Raw genomic sequence first — 16,260 nt, 5'->3', positions numbered from 1 at the left:
CGGGCATGAAGATATTAACTTGCACACAGCCCGGCGAATTTGCCTACGGCGATGCCCCCGCACCCGAACAGAAGGAGGGCTACGCCATCATCCGCATACGCCGCATTGGCATTTGCGGCACCGATCTGCACGCCTTTGAGGGAACGCAGCCTTTTTTTAATTATCCCAGAATATTGGGGCACGAACTTTCGGGCGAACTGATAGATACTGGTGGTGCCGAGGGTTTTGCAATTGGCGATACCGTTACCTTTATACCCTACTACAATTGCGGGCATTGCATTGCCTGCCGCAGTTATAAACCCAACTGCTGCACCCAGCTACAGGTTTGCGGTGTGCACACAGATGGCGGCATGTGCGAATATTTGCAGGTACGTGCCGACCTGCTCATCCACGGCAACGGCCTCAGCCTTGATGAACTGGCGCTTGTAGAACCTTTGGCCATTGGCGCCCATGGCGTACGCCGCGCAGGCGTACAGCATGGCGAATTTGTATTGGTAATAGGTGCCGGTCCCATTGGTTTAGGCATTATGGAACTTGCGCGCATTGCCGGCGGGCAGGTTATTGCTCTGGATGTGAACCGCCAGCGCCTAAAATTTTGCTGCGAAACGCTGCATGTACCATACACCATTAACGCAACAGATGATGATGTTGCCGAACAGTTGGCCGCCATTACGGGTGGCGATATGCCCACGGTAGTTATTGATGCCACAGGCAACCAAAAAGCCATCAACAATTCTTTTTACTACATGGCACATGGTGCGAGGTATGTACTGGTAGGTTTACAAAAAGGTGAAATTATGGTAAGCCACCCCGAGTTCCACAAACGGGAGGGTACCCTCATGAGTAGCCGCAACGCCACCCGTGCTGACTTTGAGCATGTAATATCCTCAATGAAACAGGGCTTGATAAGCCCGCAAACCTATATCACTCATCGAGTAAATTTTGATGAAGTAGCCGATAATTTTGCAAGCTGGCTGAAGCCGGAAAATGGGGTGATCAAGGCGATGGTGAGTTTGGGAGTTTGATCGGTGAATTTTACCACAAAGGACACGGAGAAAAAAGCACAAAGCCTTGCAAATGCGCTATAAGTTTTAAAGCGTATTATCAGTTATGTGTATAAATAGCCACCAAAACACTTTGTGCCTCTTTGCGAAAATCTTTGCGGCCTTTGCGGTTAAATAGCCACCAAGTAACCACTAAACCTTACGTTGCAAATGATAATGCACGCCACCCAGCAACCCTTGCTCGCCCACAATTTCAAAGCCCAACCCTTCATAAAGCATGCGTGCCTTTTCGTTCCCTTTGCTTACTAAAAGCCCAACCGTACGGTGCCCAAGCGATGTCGCCCTTTCGAACAGCGCTTTTATCAAACTTTTAGCGATGCCTTTGCCCTGGTATTGCGGGAACACGGCCAGACAATCGATATAAAATTCGCCGGGGCCGGTTTCATCTTCGGGTGTACCGGTGAAGTCTAACTGGCTGCGCGTGTAGTTCAAAAATGGCGACCGCAATTCATCCAGTTTTCCGCCATCGTAGGCTATGATCATTCCGCAAACAGCACCTCCGTCCTCGTAAAGCAAAATGTTTTCGTAGCTATACTGGTTGCCCTTCAGCGCCGCAAAACGGGCGAACAATGCTTCGGCCACAGTCGGATCGGGGTTATTGGCAAATTTAGCTGCGAGAGGCTCGCCCATGGCGAGCATAATAAGTTGGGCTATGATGGGCGCATCAGTGGGAATAGCTTGACGAATCATGGGTGAATATATATATGCTAAACTATAACTTATCCAATCTAAAATACCCCAAATGCACTTCATCTTCAAGTAAGCCCTCGGCAGGCGTTATCCCGATATGGTATTTCTCCTTTAGCTCCGGTGCAAGCATTTCTTCGATGTTGTAAATATCATCTACATCAATGCCGTACTTATCGTCGATATGCGAGTTGGCACCTTTTACGCCGGCAACGCTTGCCGTGCGGAAGAATATTGTTTTCTTGGCTTGTTGTATGGCTTGTGTTTTGTCGGTTTGTACGCTGAGCACGGTGTAATGCTGTTCTTCCAGTTTGCCCGCCTGGTAGCCGCCAAGGTTGATGAAGAACAGGCGGTTCTCGTTCGGAATTGCGGCTTCCTTCGGGATTATCGTTATCCGGTAACCATTCACATGATTTACTTCGCGCCAGCCATCAATATGTAGTGAGGAGCCTGTGTTCTTCCAGAATTTTTTGATATCGGGTACCAGTTCTTTCAACGAGCCGGCTATGCCGAAGAAAAAGTCGTGCTGCTCTACGTGCCTGCCGGGCGCTTTGGAGCCAAGCAGCAGCATAAATAGTTTGGGTTGGGTGCTCATTATACTTCTTCGAACAAGGTTTGCATGATACGTTTCGATGCTTCTTCGCAAAAATCAAGCCCCGAGTAGTCGGGGTTGTAGCCGCCAATATACGGCACCGCCATCATATACAGGCGCGGGTTGGCGTCTCCTTGCTCATTTATCACCCTAAAGTTATCATCAATGGCGATGCCGGGCACTTTAAGATGGTAATTGCCCTGTTCATCCGTTACTACATCTTTACCCTCAACTTTGGCTGCCTTTCCTTTTTCGGCATCGCGGTATTGCAACAGGGCTGGGCTAACGGTTTTGTTTTCTGTAAGGCTTTTGTAGGGCAGGTTGTTGTACGATAAGTGGGGCTGGCCCGATGCATCTACAAAGGTTTCAAAATGCTTTTCCTGCTTTTTGCCTTCCTCATCGGTGTAACGGTAAACAGCGCCTCCGTTTTTTAAAGGTTCAACCTCGCTGTCTTCGCCCACGGCAACCACATCCAACACGCCGGCCTGGTGCATGGCCATCATTTCTTCGCAGGAGCTTTGGGGCATATAGGCTATCACTACCGATATCAGCGGCAGCAAGCTTTTCTGCAACCTTTCCATATCCTCGGCACTGAAATATTTGGCGGGATAATTCATGGCGAAACTTAGAGCCCCAAGCAACTCTTTCCAGTAAACGGATGTGCGTGTTTTTATCGAGCGCTCTGCTTCTTCATATTCGGCTGCTAATAACCGGAAAGCATTGCGTTCTTCCCGTGTGCCCATCACTTCATCCACAAAATCCTCTACGCGCATATTTTTCAACCGGGCATATAACTCCGGGTCTTTATCGCGAAAGATATCTTTAAAATCTTTTTCGAAAATATAATCGAGCGAGAGGAAGCCATTGTTCTCTTTAATATGGGCGGCTATCTGTTCTTTGGTTAGCAGTTTTTTGTTTTTAAGGTGGGTATCTTCCAAATGGAACCTCACTGCCGGCAGTAAACCATGGCGCGAATGCAGTACCACTTTAAAATCGGGGCTATCCTCTGCCAAGTGAAATATACGCTTGCCATCTTTTTCTATCGTAAAATCTCCGTTGCTGCGGGCCAACGTGCGCAGGGCATCAACTGCGGTAAGCGAGGTGCCTTTTACAGCAACGGCATGGTTAGCCTTAATGCGCAGCTTGGCAGGCGGGTAGGGCGAATCGAAATAGCGCGGGATCTTCCCCTCGTGCTCGTCGGGCCAGTTGTGCCCGGTAGAGGTAACAACAGTATCAAATTGGTAATGCTCATCGCCATTCACCTCTACAGTAATTTTACCATTATCGGGCTCATCAATAATATCGGTCACCTCGCTGTTGAAGCGTACTAATGCTTCCAACCCTATCCCGGCTGCCTGTTGCTGCAGTAAAGCGAACTGGGCCGAAAGGTACTGCCCGAACAATAATCTCGGCAGCACCTTGTAGTCGTTATAGCTTTCGGGTGTTATCTCAAAATGGTCCAGCAGTTGTTTGGGCGCTGTTTTTATCCATTCGGCAACGGTTGTTACCAGCGGGGGTATCTCGTTTCCCGATACATTGGTGATGTGCTCATCATTGGCCCCGGCAGTACTGTAGGGCATACCGCTGCCCAACTGTCTGCCACGCTCAAAAATGGTTACAACGGCTTTGGTGCATTTACCATCTACCAGTTGCTTAAACAAAAATAGCGCACTCGGGCCCCCGCCCAGTATGCCAAGGTGTTTCTTAGTATTCAAATTATTATAGAAATAGGAAATGTGTTCGTGTTAATTAAATCCGGAAGAGAGGGGAATTGTTTGAGGGGGAATGAAGTATAAATTTTGCAGCTCGGATCGCGTCGATATTTAACTCACCCCGGGTTCGCTATCGCTGCCCGACCCTCTCTCCGTAAACGGAAAGAGGGTGAGCTACATTTTTTTCCTCCCTGCTTCGCAGAGAGGTGTAGCTGCGAAATATTTTCTAAACCCTCTTTACGAAGTAGAGAGGGTGGCCCAGCGATAGCGTCGGCCGGGTGAGTCAACTCGCCGAGCGGGTATTTCGCTTTCCTGCCAACTAATAAACCTAATTGCCAATAAAGTTATTATATCCTATTAGAGTTGGGCAATATCGCAGAATAATTGGCTAATAATATAAAAGTATATTTTACCCGTAAGTATTTCCTTTGTAAACAGATGGTGTTGGCGCATGGTGCTACATCGCTTTATTATTAATTTAGCGGTGCAGCTTATGAGGGCAGGATAGTTGAATGCCGCGGAAACGCTTACCTTGTTAAGTATTTTTGAGGAGAGCTAACCGGCCCGGCGGCATAAAATTATAACCTATCAATATAAAATAGATGATGGCTTATGCGGTTAAATAACCAATTCGTCCATCTTTTTTTGAATTTTATCCATTTCAGGCAATACCCCGGCAATTAATTTTACGGCTGCAGAATAAAGTCGTAAAATTAGGCGGCGGCTTATTCATCGTCAATTATACTACCATGGTAGAAGAAGATAAACGTACATTTTTACAAATACACCACAGCGATAATGTGCTGGTGGCCCTTACCGACTTACCCGCCGGAACCGTTGTGGAGCACGAAGGCAAAAGCATTACCCTTGCCAATAACGTGGCGGGTAAACACAAGTTTACCATAAATGCCCTTGCCGAAGGCGACGAGATACACATGTACGGCGTACTGGTAGGCAAAGCCAGCGAACCCATTGTAGAAGGCGGAGTTATCACCACCGAAAACGTACACCACGCTGCCGATGGTTTTAAACTGGGCAGCCGCAAAACCGAATGGAAACGGCCCGATGTTTCGGCATTTGCCAATAAAACTTTTATGGGTTACCACCGCAGCGATGGCAGCGTGGGTACGGCAAACTACTGGTTAGTTATCCCGCTGGTTTTTTGCGAGAACCGCAACATCAATACGCTGAAAAGCGCCATGCTGGAGAAATTGGGTTTTGCCAAACCGCGCGGATACGAAAACGAGGTTGACCAATTGGTAAGCATGCTGCAAACCGGCAAGTCGGTTGAGGAGATATTACAGGCCGACCTGCAGATGACGCCGGAAGGAAATGCTGCTAAAAAGATATTCGCGAATGTGGACGGCATCAAATTCCTGAACCACGATATGGGCTGCGGCGGCACCCGCTCTGATTCGGATGCGCTTTGCGGTTTGTTAGCCGGTTATATTACGCACCCCAATGTAGCGGGCGCAACGGTGCTTAGCCTGGGCTGCCAGCATGCACAAGCCAGCATTTTGCAGGATGAAATAAAAAAACGCGACCCCAATTTTGATAAGCCATTAATGATTTTGGAGCAGCAGAAACTTGGCACCGAAAGCCGCCTGCTGCACGAAGCCCTGAAACAAACCTTTGCCGGGTTGATACAGGTAAACCAGCAACAACGCGAACCTGCACCCCTGAGCAAACTGAACATTGGTTTAGAGTGCGGCGGCTCGGATGGTTTTTCTGGTATATCTGCCAACCCGGTTTTGGGCTACTTGTCGGATATTTTGGTGTCGCTGGGCGGTAGCGTAGTGCTTGCCGAGTTCCCCGAGCTTTGTGGCGTGGAGCAGGAACTGAGCGACCGCTGCGTAGACGAACCAACCGCCCTGAAATTTATGGACCTGATGCGCACCTACAATGCCAAGGCCGAGGCAGATGGCTCGGGTTTTTACGCCAATCCATCGCCGGGAAATATTCGCGATGGTTTGATAACCGATGCCATTAAATCGGCCGGGGCAGCCAAAAAAGGAGGCTCATCGCCGGTGGCAGCGGTGTTAGATTATCCTGAGAAGGTAACTAAACCGGGGCTTAACCTGCTGTGTACACCGGGTAGCGATGTGGAGAGCACCACGGCGGTAGTAGGTTCGGGTAGTAACCTGGTACTGTTTACCACAGGGCTGGGCACGCCAACAGGCAACCCTATTGCGCCGGTGGTGAAGGTATCAACCAATACCAAACTTTATAACCGCATGCCCGATATTATTGATTTTAACTGCGGCACCGTGATAGAAGGGGAGGAGAGCATTGAGCAGTCGGCACACCGCATGTTAGATTATGTGATAAGCGTTGCCAATGGCGAAGTAAAACCCAAAGCAGTACAATTAGGGCAAGACGATTTTATCCCATGGAAACGTGGGGTGTCATTATAAAACATCTATAAAAACATGTTTAGCTTAACAAACAAATCGGTTGTAATAACCGGCGGCGGCAGCGGAATTGGCAAGGCGATAGCACTGCTGTTTGCCAAACAAGGTGCAACCGTAAACATTATTGAATTGAATGCCGACGCCGCAACCGGCGTGGTAGAAGAAATTGCAGCAGCAGGCGGGCAGGCAAAAGCCTACGCCGCCAACGTGGCCGACCAGCAAGCCGTATTAGAGGTTTTTGCGCAGATAGGCAAGGTAGATGTATTGGTGAATAATGCCGGTATAGCCCACGTAGGCAACCTGGAGAAAACCACTGAAGCCGACATTGACCGTATTTACAACGTAAACGTAAAAGGCGCATACAATTGCCTGTTTGCGGCGGTGCCTGTTATGAAACAAAATGGCGGCGGCGTTATCCTCAATATGGCATCTATAGCGGCACATGTGGGTATTACCGACAGGTTTGCCTACAGCATGAGCAAGGGCGCCATTTACGCCATGACGCTATCTGTAGCGCGCGATTATATGGCCGATAATATCCGCTGCAACAGTATATCGCCGGCCAGGGTGCATACACCTTTTGTGGATGGATTTATTGCTAAAAACTACCCCGGCAAAGAGGCCGAAATATTTGAGAAACTATCAAAAAGCCAACCCATAGGCCGCATGGGCAAGCCGGACGAAATTGCTTCGCTGGCGTTGTACCTCTGCTCAGACGAGGCCGGGTTTATTACCGGTACCGATTACCCTATTGATGGCGGCTTTATTACTTTAAACAACTAAACAAACACCAAATGAAACTGATACGATACGGCAATGCCGGCGAAGAAAAAGCAGGCGTTAATATAGATGGCGTTAACTACGATGCCTCATTTTTGAACAGCGATTACGACGAGAAATTTTTTGAACGCGGTGGCCTTGCCGAACTGGAAGCCTACGTTGCTGCCCATAAAAGCGAATTGCAGCCCATCCCCGAAGGCAGCCGTTTAGGCAGCCCTATTGCCCGTCCATCAAAAATAGTTTGCATCGGCCTGAATTATGCCGACCACGCTAAAGAAACCAACGCGCCTACGCCGTCGGAGCCTATCCTGTTCATGAAAAGCACTACCTCGCTGGTTGGCCCTAATGATGATATCATGGTCCCTAAAAATTCGGTGAAAACGGATTGGGAAGTGGAGCTTGCCGTAGTTATCGGCAAAAAAGCATCTTATGTAGATGAAGCCGAAGCTGCCGACTACATTGCGGGCTATGTGTTGCACAATGATGTATCTGAACGCGAGTTCCAGTTGGAGCGTAACGGTACCTGGGATAAAGGTAAAGGCTGCGATACCTTTGCGCCGATGGGCCCGTACCTGGTAACGCCTGATGAAGCGGGCGATGTTGATGCACTGCGCCTTTGGCTAACCGTAAATGGCACCACCATGCAGGATGGCAACACCTCTAACTTTATCTTCAAAGTGCCTTTTGTAATTTCTTACATCAGCCAGTTCATGACTTTGCTACCGGGCGATGTTATTTCTACCGGTACACCTGCGGGTGTTGGGCTGGGCTTTAAGCCACCCGTATATCTTAAACCCGGCGACGTGGTTGAACTGGGTATAGATGGTTTGGGAACTTCGAAGCAGCAAGTGGTGGCCTACGCCAAAGCCTAAGCCGTACAGCACAGGATAGTTAATAGAATTAGATGCTGCAGATTTGTAAGATGAAAGTAGGCCTGTTTATCCCTTGCTATGTCGACCAGTTTTACCCCAAGGCGGCTATTGCTACTTTGGAGTTGTTGGAAAAACTTGGCGTGGAGGTTGATTACCCTGCGCAACAAACCTGTTGCGGGCAGCCTATGGCCAACTCGGGCTACGAGCATTTAACCGGCGGTTGCAACGAACTCTTTGTAGATAATTTTGCCGGGTACGATTACGTGGTATCGCCATCGGGTAGCTGCGCGTTGCATATTAAAGAGCACCTACATTCGCACGATAAAGAGGAAGCTGCAACCGGCATCCGCAATAAAATATACGAGCTTACGGAGTTCCTGACCGATGTATTGAAAGTAGAGAAACTGGATGCCCGGTTTCCGCACAGGGTGGGGCTACACCAAAGTTGCCACGGGCAGCGCGGGCTTAAGTTGGCGCAGATGACCGAACTTACAGCCGAGCCCTATTCTAAACCCGGCAGCCTGCTGAACATGGTTGATGGCGTGGAACTGGTAACCCTAAACCGTGCCGATGAATGCTGTGGCTTTGGTGGTACCTTTTGCGTTGCCGAAGAAGCCGTATCGGCAAAGATGGGGAAAGACCGCGTGGCAGACCATGAAAAGAACGGTGCCGAATACATCACCGCTGCCGACCTCAGTTGCCTGATGCACATGGAAGGCATCCTGAAAAGGCAAAAAAGCAACGTGAAGGTGATACATATTGCCGAAATATTAAATGGCGTGAAGGAGACGGTAGCATGAAGAACCACGCCGAACTTTCCGAAACGTTCAACAAAGATGAGCAACGCGTAAACTGGCACGACGAAACCCTTTGGTGGGTGCGCCAAAAGCGCGATAAGGCATCGCACCTGATACCCGATTGGGAACTGCTGCGCGAAACTGCTTCGCAAATAAAGCATAACGTACTCTCAAACCTGGGCAATTACCTCGAACAATTCGAGCAGAATGCTATCAAAAACGGCATCACCGTACATTGGGCTGCCGATGCAAAAGAGCATAACGAGATTGTGCACGGCTTGCTAAAAAAGCATGGCATTACCCAAATGGTGAAAAGCAAATCGATGCTTACCGAAGAATGCCACCTCAACCACTATTTGGAAGAGCAGGGCATTAACGTGGTAGATTCCGATTTGGGCGAACTTATTGTCCAGCTGGCAAAAGAACCGCCGAGCCATATCGTACTGCCCTGCATCCACAAAAAGAAGGAAGAGATAGGCGATATATTCCACGAACATTTGGGCAGCGCGAAAGGCGAAGCCAATCCGCAAATACTTACCGAAACGGCGCGCATACACCTGCGCAATACTTTTTTGTCACGCAGGGCGGCGCTCACCGGCGTAAACTTCGCGGTAGCCGAAACGGGTGAGTTTGTGGTTTGCACCAACGAGGGCAATGCCGATATGGGAGCACATCTGTCCGACATACATATTGCCAGCATGGGGATAGAGAAGCTTATCCCTCAGCGCAAACACCTCAGCGTGTTTTTGAGGCTGCTTACTCGTAGCGCCACGGGGCAACCCATCACCACTTACAGCAGCCACTTTAAAAAACCACGCCCGGGCCAGGAGATGCACATTGTGCTGGTTGATAACGGACGCAGTGTACAGTTAGGGCGCGAAGATTTTCGCAACTCGCTAAAATGTATCCGCTGTGGCGCTTGTATGAACACCTGCCCGGTTTACCGCCGCAGCGGTGGGCACAGCTACCATACCGCCGTGGCAGGGCCAATAGGCTCTATCCTCGCGCCGAATCTGGATATGAAACAATATTCTGATCTGCCTTTTGCCTCCACGCTTTGCGGCTCGTGCAGTAATGTGTGCCCCGTTAAAATAGATATCCATACCCAACTATATAAATGGCGGCAGGTAATTGTAAAGGCAGGCTATAGCGATAAAAAGAAAACGCTTGCTATGCACGGCATGGCCAAAACACTGGCATCGCCAACAGCATACCGCTTAGCAGGCAAAGCCGGCCGTTGGGTAATAAAACATACCCCATTCGCCGTAAGTAACCCGCTAAACCCATGGTACAAACAACGCGAAATGCCCGAGGCACCGAAGGAATCTTTCGGGGAGTGGTATAAGAAGAATAGAGGTTAGAGGCTGAAGATTAGAGATTAGGAAGAAAGCCCTTTTTACCCTCTTTGCGAAGCAGAGAGGGTCGCCCAGCGATAGCGAAGGCGGGGTGAGTGGAGTAGCAGAGCGATGGGCAACGAAGCCAAGGCGTAAAGTATTCACGGTCGCCTGTTCAAGCGTCCACGCTTGAATAATAGCGTTTGTAAGTGTCCACGCTTACTTTTTATAATTAACACGGGAGCGTGGACGCTCCAAATTATTTTCAGTCAAGCGTGGACGCTTGACCGGGCGAAATATGCAGCTCACCCTCTTTGCGAAGCAGAGAGGGTCGCCCAGCGATAGCGAAGGCGGGGTCAGTAAAATAGCCAGGCGACAAGTAATAAACAAAACCAACATGACCAGCCGCGATAGAATATTAGCAGATGTACGCCGTAACCAGCCGCCTTTAGTTGCTGCGCCGGATATTACCGCATGGGAAAATAAAGCCCATAGCGCCGAAGTGTTGCTGCAAACCTTTGCAACGGTTGCCGGTAATGTGGGCGGTAAGGTTGTATTGGTGGATAATGTGGATGACATCAAGTCGCACCTTAATATCCCCGAAGGCGGACGTGTATTAACCACTTTGCCCGAGTTGTTGGATGTTGCCGATGATGCCGCCTTATTTGCGGGTAATGCCCCTCACGATTTAGCCAACGTGGACCTTGCTATTTTACGCGCCGAATTTGGCGTTGCCGAGAACAGCGCCCTTTGGCTTACCGAAAAACTGATGGGTACCCGCGTGCTGCCCTTCATTTGCCAGCATTTAGCATTTGTAGTGAATGCGAAAGATATCGTCCCCGATATGCATGCCGCCTACGTGCGCACCGCCGGCACCGACCATGGCTTCGCCGCCTTTATAGCCGGCCCATCAAAAACTGCCGATATCGAACAATCCTTAGTACTTGGCGCCCACGGTCCACGCAGTTTGGTGATATTTGTGGTGTTGGGGTAGGAAATGTGCAGATATGCAAATGTGCGGATGTGCAGATGAAAAAGCCGCTGTGAAAGCCCCTTTGTCATTGCGAGCCGCAGCGGGAAGGGGTGAGCGAAGAGGCGGCGTGGCAATCTCAGAGGACAGTCCACAATGTAAAGCGGTAATGCTTAGCCGGAGATTGCCGCGCTTCGCTCGCAATGACAAGGCTGTAAATGGTTTTAAGTTGCTTAACCCTTTTAGCAGCACTAAAAATGATGAAATTCTCCTTTTATTTCATCAAATAAAAATGAATATTTGCCTAACTTAATATTATGAAAACCTTTCGTGCCCTCATCTTTTCAGCGCTTGCCGCTGCAAGCCTTCATGCCCAGGCTAAAATAACTTTACCATCTGTACTTACCGATAATATGGTACTGCAGCAAAAAACAAAAGCCGCCTTATGGGGAAAGGCCGAACCGGGCAAACTGGTAACCGTTAGCACCACCTGGAGCAAAAAGCAGTTCACCGCAGTTGCCGGTGCCGATGGTCAATGGAAAGTGCTACTGGCCACCCCATCATACGGTGGCCCTTACGATATTACCATAAGCGATGGTGAGGCGGTTACGCTAAAAAATGTACTGATAGGCGAGGTGTGGATAGCCTCGGGGCAGTCGAACATGGAGATGCCGGTTTCGGGCTGGTCGCAGGTGGTGAATTACCAGCAGGAACTGGCCGATGCCAATAATTACCCCAGCATCCGCCTGCTGCAGGTAGAACATATTACCAGCACCGAACCCCTGGACGATGCCAAAATAATAGGTGGCGGCTGGCTGCCTTGCGATTCAAAATCGGTGGCGCAATTCTCGGCAGTGGCCTACTTTTTTGCACGCGATATCTATAAAAAAACAGGCATCCCAATGGGTATCATCCATTCGTCGTGGGGCGGTACTATTGCCGAGGCTTGGGAAAGCGAAGGCACCGTAAAACAACTGCCCGACCTGGCCAATGCCTACAATAAAATGAAGACACTGACCAAAGACCAAAGCCTTGCCATATTCAACAAAGAAAACACCGAATGGCAGGCTAATATTGCTGCTAAGGACGGAGGTTATCAAAACGGCGTAGCCGTGTGGGCGGCTCCCGGCTTTGATGCTTCGGGCTGGAAAACCATGCAGGCACCCGGTTCATGGGAAAGCTCGGTCCTGCCCGATTTTGATGGTATCGTGTGGTTCCGTAAAAAAGTTACTATCCCTGAGAGCTGGGCAGGTAAAGATGTAAAACTGAGCCTGGGCGCCATAGATGATAATGATATCACCTTTTTCAACGGAGATAAAATTGGCGAAACAAACTTTTATGCTGCTCCGCGTAACTACACCGTCCCTGCCGATAAAGTTAAAGCCGGCGAAGCGGTAATAACCGTGCGTGCATTTGATACCGGCGGCGATGGCGGTTTTATGGGCAAAAAAGGCACTATGTTTTTAGAGTACAACGGCGAACGGATACAACTGGAAGGCGCATGGCAATACAAAGCAGCCGTCGATTTTAAAGGTTACCCAACGCCGGTACTGAATGATGGGCCTAACCGCCCTTCGGTATTATTCAATGCCATGCTGAACCCCTTTACGCAATACGCCGTGAAAGGCGCTATATGGTACCAGGGCGAAGCCAATACCAACCGCGCCCAACAATATGGTGAGATATTCCCCGCACTGATAAACGATTGGCGCCGCGATTGGAACAACCCTAAAATGCCATTCTATTTTGTACAACTGGCCAACTTTATGCCGGTAAGCCCTCAGCCCGTATCATCTGCCTGGGCCGAATTGAGGGATGTTCAGCGTTCAACTTTAGCATTGCCCTACACCGGTATGGCGGTAGCTATAGATATTGGCGAAGGCGCAGATATTCACCCGCATAATAAACAGGATGTAGGCCACCGCTTGGCGCTGATAGCCTTAGCTAAAGACTACGGACAGGGCGGCGTATACTCTGGCCCGATGTACACTTCGCAAAAAATAAACGGCAACAGCATCAGCCTTAAATTTAAAAATGCCGACGGGCTAACGGCGAAAAACGGTGAAAAGCTATCCGGCTTTGCCATTGCCGGCGACGACCAGAAGTTTTACTGGGCCGATGCTACCATCAGCGGCAACACCGTAACCGTAAGCAGTCCCGATGTAAAGAACCCGGTAGCTGTACGCTACGCCTGGGCCAACAACCCGGTTTGTAATTTATACAACGCCGCCGGTTTGCCAGCCTCGCCATTCCGTACGGATAGCTGGCAGTATACTACGTTCGGGAAGAAATAAGGGGGCGCGCAGGGTCCTCTTCGAGAGACCCTGCGGGGACTGAAAGAAATAGATAGTGAAACTTTAGAGTTGTGTTCCTCTTTTGGGCAGTCCCTCCACGTATTGCAAACTTATGTAGTTATATTGCATACTCTTACAAGTTAGCACCTACGTTAGGAAAACAACAACAATGAATGGACAAGAATTTAAAATACTATTTAGGCAAGATAAAGCATTCTTAATAGATGACAAACCTATACTGCTTGAAAAAGCTGGTTTATCAAATATTCTTAACATAGAAAAAAAGGAATTTAAACACCCTGCATACTGGACAATCAGAGTTATCAATCACAATGAAAGCGAAAAGAAAATTTATTGTGAAGTGCTTGCGTATCACATAGGCGAAACAGAATTTGAGCAAAATCAAAAGCAACTTTCACACAAACTTAACGACATAGAAATTATAACATTCCGCAATTTAGATACAGCTGGACTTTTAACAACATTATCGGGTAAGGGTTCAGGATCTTTCTATCCTTCTAAAGATGTTGTACCAGATAGAGTAAAATACCCATCCATACAATCCTCAATCGTAAATGAGCTCCCGGCAATAGAAAAACATCCATACAAGCGAACTTTAACCGAAACATTTTTTGTTCAAATAAAAAATGTTCGCTTTATTCTTGGTGGTGTTTCATTTGATAAAAAGCTACAAGGACATTACAAGCTCATTGAGTTTACAATTTCCAACCATGACATCAGAGAAGAATTTGATGCGGTAAAAAATTATTTTGCGAACGTTCCTAAAACAAAAGAAATACAAGTAACAGCAGTGGTGGAATTTACTGATGACGAGATAACATCGTCAGTCGCAAAATCCTCCGAAATTGAACAGATAAACAATAGCCTAATTGATAATGTAAAATTTGAGTTCGTTAGAGAAACTAAGAAAAAAACAAGCGTCGACATTGATAAAAATTTATTTACAATGGACGAATATTTTGAGACGTTCGCTGAAGTTAAAATCAAAAAGAATCCTTTCTACGATAACGAAAAAGATTTCATTAATGACTTGCTGAAGATTTCAAACACCAAACATTATAAACAATTAAGATTTTTGTCAAGTCAACATTTGCATGATATTATGAAATTAAGGTTTATTCAAAAACCTTTTTCTTTCATCTTCCTAATTCAAGGCGACAAAAATTATCATGTTGTTTGGGAAACACTTGACACGGAAGAAGCAACTTATATTTGGCAAATTCCAAAAAACCCGAACGTTCTCAAGTCAACTATGCGAAAATTAGAAGATATGATTAATCTAATGAAAATTCAAGGTAAAAGAGCATATATAAATGCAGCAGATGAATCATTCAGGCGAATTAATCACGACTACTCAAACCTTGTTGACGGGTTTGTTAAATGGAAAGGCGATTTGGAGAGCTATTTGAAATAAGTTTCCGTCATGCTCTAATTACTCATTGTCGCTTTGCATTGTACCTAAGATTTCTCGTCGCCCCCGTTCACGAACCGGCCCTTTGCTCGCTCGAAATGAACTGTGTTTAAAAGCAAATAATATTTGAATAATTTTCCTGATATGTTGAGTTAGTTTTAGCTATTGCAAAAGCTTGCTTTAGCAACTTATTTACGACTGCGATCAAAGCAACTTTTTTGGCTTTTCCTTTTGCCAGCAAGCGTTCATAAAGCTCCCGGCAGGCTTTATTGCAGCGTTTTGCGCTCCATGAGCATACATACAATGAGGCCCTGATCGCAGACATGCCCATTTTACATATTCTTGGCCTGCCTTTTACACTGCTGCCCGATTCGAACAGGCGCGGGCATGTCCCAATGTAAGAGCTTAATTTACTGCAATCGCCGAAACGCTCGAAACCACCGCTTACCAGGATGAGCATTATCGCTGTTTTTTTGCCAATGCCAGGTATGCTTTTCAGTCCTGATAGCATTTGCCCATAATGTTCAAGAACGATCTTTTCCATGTTAGCTGAAAGCCGTGATATAAGTTGTTTAAGGTGGCATAGCTCTTTTTGTATCGTCTGCCTCAGTGCTTTTTGCATCATTCCTGTAGCTGTAAAGCTTTCAAGCTGGTTGCTTAACACAGTATGCTGCTTGCTCAATCCTGATAAAATGGCTTCTGTTTGCTGTAATTCTACCACATGCTGCTGTGGTGGGGCCCATTGCTCCGGCTTAGCCATGGCACCATACTCTGCGATCAGGAGTGCGTCTTTCTTATCTGTTTTAGCCCGGGACATACGCATTTGGCTGTAGCGGCGAATCACCAAAGGATTTACCACACTTACCTTAATGCCCTTCGTATGCAGGAAGCAAGCAAGCCTTAAATAATATGGGCCGGATGCTTCCATCACGATATGGCTATCTGTATCCAATAGCTTTAAGAAGCCGTCGAAGCCTGTAGTTTCGTTGCTGAACTGATAATGGCGTCGGCCGGCTGATACGTCAAAGGACGCTTTTGAAATGTCTACACCAATGTAATTTGCATGAGTTTCCATAACTTTGTTTTGAGATAAATACTGTAGAAGAACCTGCTTTACTGCTTATCAATCCTACATACAGGCTCTTGTGGCCTAATGAACTGTTCAAGCTTGTAAGCAAAGGGGTAAAGTGATCTGCATTTCGAACGGCTTCCTACAGCCAATGACAACTCGTGATCTTTCTCTTTACCCTTTTTCTTCTACTTTAAATTTACTCTAAACACTTAACTTTTTCCTATAAGCAAACATAGGATGACA

The 16,260-nt window shown here is 47.7% G+C and carries 13 protein-coding genes; 9 read left to right on the top strand and 4 right to left on the bottom strand.

The window, feature by feature from the left end:
• Positions 1-5: 5 nt before the first annotated feature.
• On the top strand, positions 6-1,025 hold the full coding sequence (locus BC343_RS29220; protein ID WP_078351366.1) for a zinc-binding alcohol dehydrogenase family protein: 1,020 nt from the start codon (positions 6-8) through the stop codon (positions 1,023-1,025).
• Positions 1,026-1,196: 171 nt separating this feature from the next.
• Here BC343_RS29220 and BC343_RS29215 read toward each other — a convergent pair whose 3' ends face one another.
• The 3 genes from BC343_RS29215 to BC343_RS29205 are packed head-to-tail and all read right to left on the bottom strand — an operon-like array spanning position 1,197 to position 4,058.
• On the bottom strand, positions 1,197-1,754 hold the full coding sequence (locus BC343_RS29215; protein ID WP_162276971.1) for a GNAT family N-acetyltransferase: 558 nt from the start codon (positions 1,752-1,754) through the stop codon (positions 1,197-1,199).
• Between the two features lie 22 nt (positions 1,755-1,776).
• Positions 1,777-2,346 carry a DUF1543 domain-containing protein gene (locus BC343_RS29210; RefSeq protein WP_078351364.1) on the bottom strand — a complete coding sequence of 190 codons (570 nt, stop codon included), beginning with the start codon at positions 2,344-2,346 and terminating at the stop codon, positions 1,777-1,779.
• Positions 2,346-4,058, bottom strand: coding sequence for an FAD/NAD(P)-binding protein (locus tag BC343_RS29205; protein WP_078351363.1), 1,713 nt, complete (start codon positions 4,056-4,058; stop codon positions 2,346-2,348). The genes BC343_RS29210 and BC343_RS29205 overlap by 1 nt, the downstream gene beginning before the upstream one ends.
• A 746-nt stretch (positions 4,059-4,804) precedes the next feature.
• Here BC343_RS29205 and BC343_RS29200 point away from each other — a divergent pair.
• The 8 genes from BC343_RS29200 (at position 4,805) to BC343_RS29160 (ending at position 14,948) form a co-directional block, all read left to right on the top strand.
• The gene (locus BC343_RS29200) at positions 4,805-6,469 is read left to right on the top strand and encodes a UxaA family hydrolase (RefSeq protein WP_078351362.1); all 1,665 of its coding nucleotides are present in this window, start codon (positions 4,805-4,807) and stop codon (positions 6,467-6,469) included.
• A 15-nt stretch (positions 6,470-6,484) separates the two neighbouring features.
• Positions 6,485-7,249, top strand: a complete 765-nt coding sequence (locus BC343_RS29195; RefSeq protein WP_078351361.1) for an SDR family NAD(P)-dependent oxidoreductase — start codon at positions 6,485-6,487, stop codon at positions 7,247-7,249.
• A gap of 11 nt (positions 7,250-7,260) precedes the next feature.
• Positions 7,261-8,118 carry a fumarylacetoacetate hydrolase family protein gene (locus BC343_RS29190; RefSeq protein ID WP_078351360.1) on the top strand — a complete coding sequence of 286 codons (858 nt, stop codon included), beginning with the start codon at positions 7,261-7,263 and terminating at the stop codon, positions 8,116-8,118.
• 50 nt (positions 8,119-8,168) lie between these two features.
• A complete protein-coding gene (locus BC343_RS29185) occupies positions 8,169-8,918 on the top strand; it encodes a (Fe-S)-binding protein (protein WP_078351359.1) in 750 nt (249 codons plus the stop codon).
• Positions 8,915-10,276, top strand: coding sequence for a lactate utilization protein B (locus tag BC343_RS29180; protein WP_078351358.1), 1,362 nt, complete (start codon positions 8,915-8,917; stop codon positions 10,274-10,276). Before BC343_RS29185 ends, BC343_RS29180 begins: the two co-directional genes overlap by 4 nt.
• A 271-nt stretch (positions 10,277-10,547) precedes the next feature.
• A complete protein-coding gene (locus BC343_RS29175) occupies positions 10,548-11,243 on the top strand; it encodes a LutC/YkgG family protein (protein WP_238381897.1) in 696 nt (231 codons plus the stop codon).
• Between the two features lie 293 nt (positions 11,244-11,536).
• Positions 11,537-13,513: a sialate O-acetylesterase gene (locus BC343_RS29165; protein WP_078351356.1), complete on the top strand. Its 1,977-nt coding sequence runs from the start codon at positions 11,537-11,539 to the stop codon at positions 13,511-13,513.
• A gap of 169 nt (positions 13,514-13,682) precedes the next feature.
• On the top strand, positions 13,683-14,948 hold the full coding sequence (locus BC343_RS29160; RefSeq protein WP_078351355.1) for a hypothetical protein: 1,266 nt from the start codon (positions 13,683-13,685) through the stop codon (positions 14,946-14,948).
• 106 nt (positions 14,949-15,054) lie between these two features.
• On the opposite strand, the gene BC343_RS29155 is transcribed toward BC343_RS29160, so the two are convergent.
• Positions 15,055-16,020, bottom strand: coding sequence for an IS110 family RNA-guided transposase (locus BC343_RS29155; protein WP_078347262.1), 966 nt, complete (start codon positions 16,018-16,020; stop codon positions 15,055-15,057).
• Between the last annotated feature and the right edge of the window lie 240 nt (positions 16,021-16,260).

Origin of the sequence: Mucilaginibacter pedocola (genome assembly GCF_002013915.1) — a bacterium.
In the GTDB taxonomy this organism is placed as follows: Bacteria; Bacteroidota; Bacteroidia; order Sphingobacteriales; family Sphingobacteriaceae; genus Mucilaginibacter; species Mucilaginibacter pedocola.
Note: the sequence above shows the minus strand (reverse complement) of the source record. Positions and strands in the feature narration are given on the sequence as shown.

Excerpts from the sequence above, each read along its gene's own strand:
- BC343_RS29220 (WP_078351366.1), top strand. The coding sequence starts at position 6 with ATGAAGATATTAACTTGCACACAGCCCGGCGAATTTGCCTACGGCGAT.
- BC343_RS29215 (WP_162276971.1), bottom strand. The coding sequence starts at position 1,754 with ATGATTCGTCAAGCTATTCCCACTGATGCGCCCATCATAGCCCAACTT.
- BC343_RS29210 (WP_078351364.1), bottom strand. The coding sequence starts at position 2,346 with ATGAGCACCCAACCCAAACTATTTATGCTGCTGCTTGGCTCCAAAGCG.
- BC343_RS29200 (WP_078351362.1), top strand. The coding sequence starts at position 4,805 with ATGGTAGAAGAAGATAAACGTACATTTTTACAAATACACCACAGCGAT.
- BC343_RS29195 (WP_078351361.1), top strand. The coding sequence starts at position 6,485 with ATGTTTAGCTTAACAAACAAATCGGTTGTAATAACCGGCGGCGGCAGC.
- BC343_RS29190 (WP_078351360.1), top strand. The coding sequence starts at position 7,261 with ATGAAACTGATACGATACGGCAATGCCGGCGAAGAAAAAGCAGGCGTT.
- BC343_RS29185 (WP_078351359.1), top strand. The coding sequence starts at position 8,169 with ATGAAAGTAGGCCTGTTTATCCCTTGCTATGTCGACCAGTTTTACCCC.
- BC343_RS29180 (WP_078351358.1), top strand. The coding sequence starts at position 8,915 with ATGAAGAACCACGCCGAACTTTCCGAAACGTTCAACAAAGATGAGCAA.
- BC343_RS29175 (WP_238381897.1), top strand. The coding sequence starts at position 10,548 with ATGCAGCTCACCCTCTTTGCGAAGCAGAGAGGGTCGCCCAGCGATAGC.
- BC343_RS29165 (WP_078351356.1), top strand. The coding sequence starts at position 11,537 with ATGAAAACCTTTCGTGCCCTCATCTTTTCAGCGCTTGCCGCTGCAAGC.
- BC343_RS29160 (WP_078351355.1), top strand. The coding sequence starts at position 13,683 with ATGAATGGACAAGAATTTAAAATACTATTTAGGCAAGATAAAGCATTC.
- BC343_RS29155 (WP_078347262.1), bottom strand. The coding sequence starts at position 16,020 with ATGGAAACTCATGCAAATTACATTGGTGTAGACATTTCAAAAGCGTCC.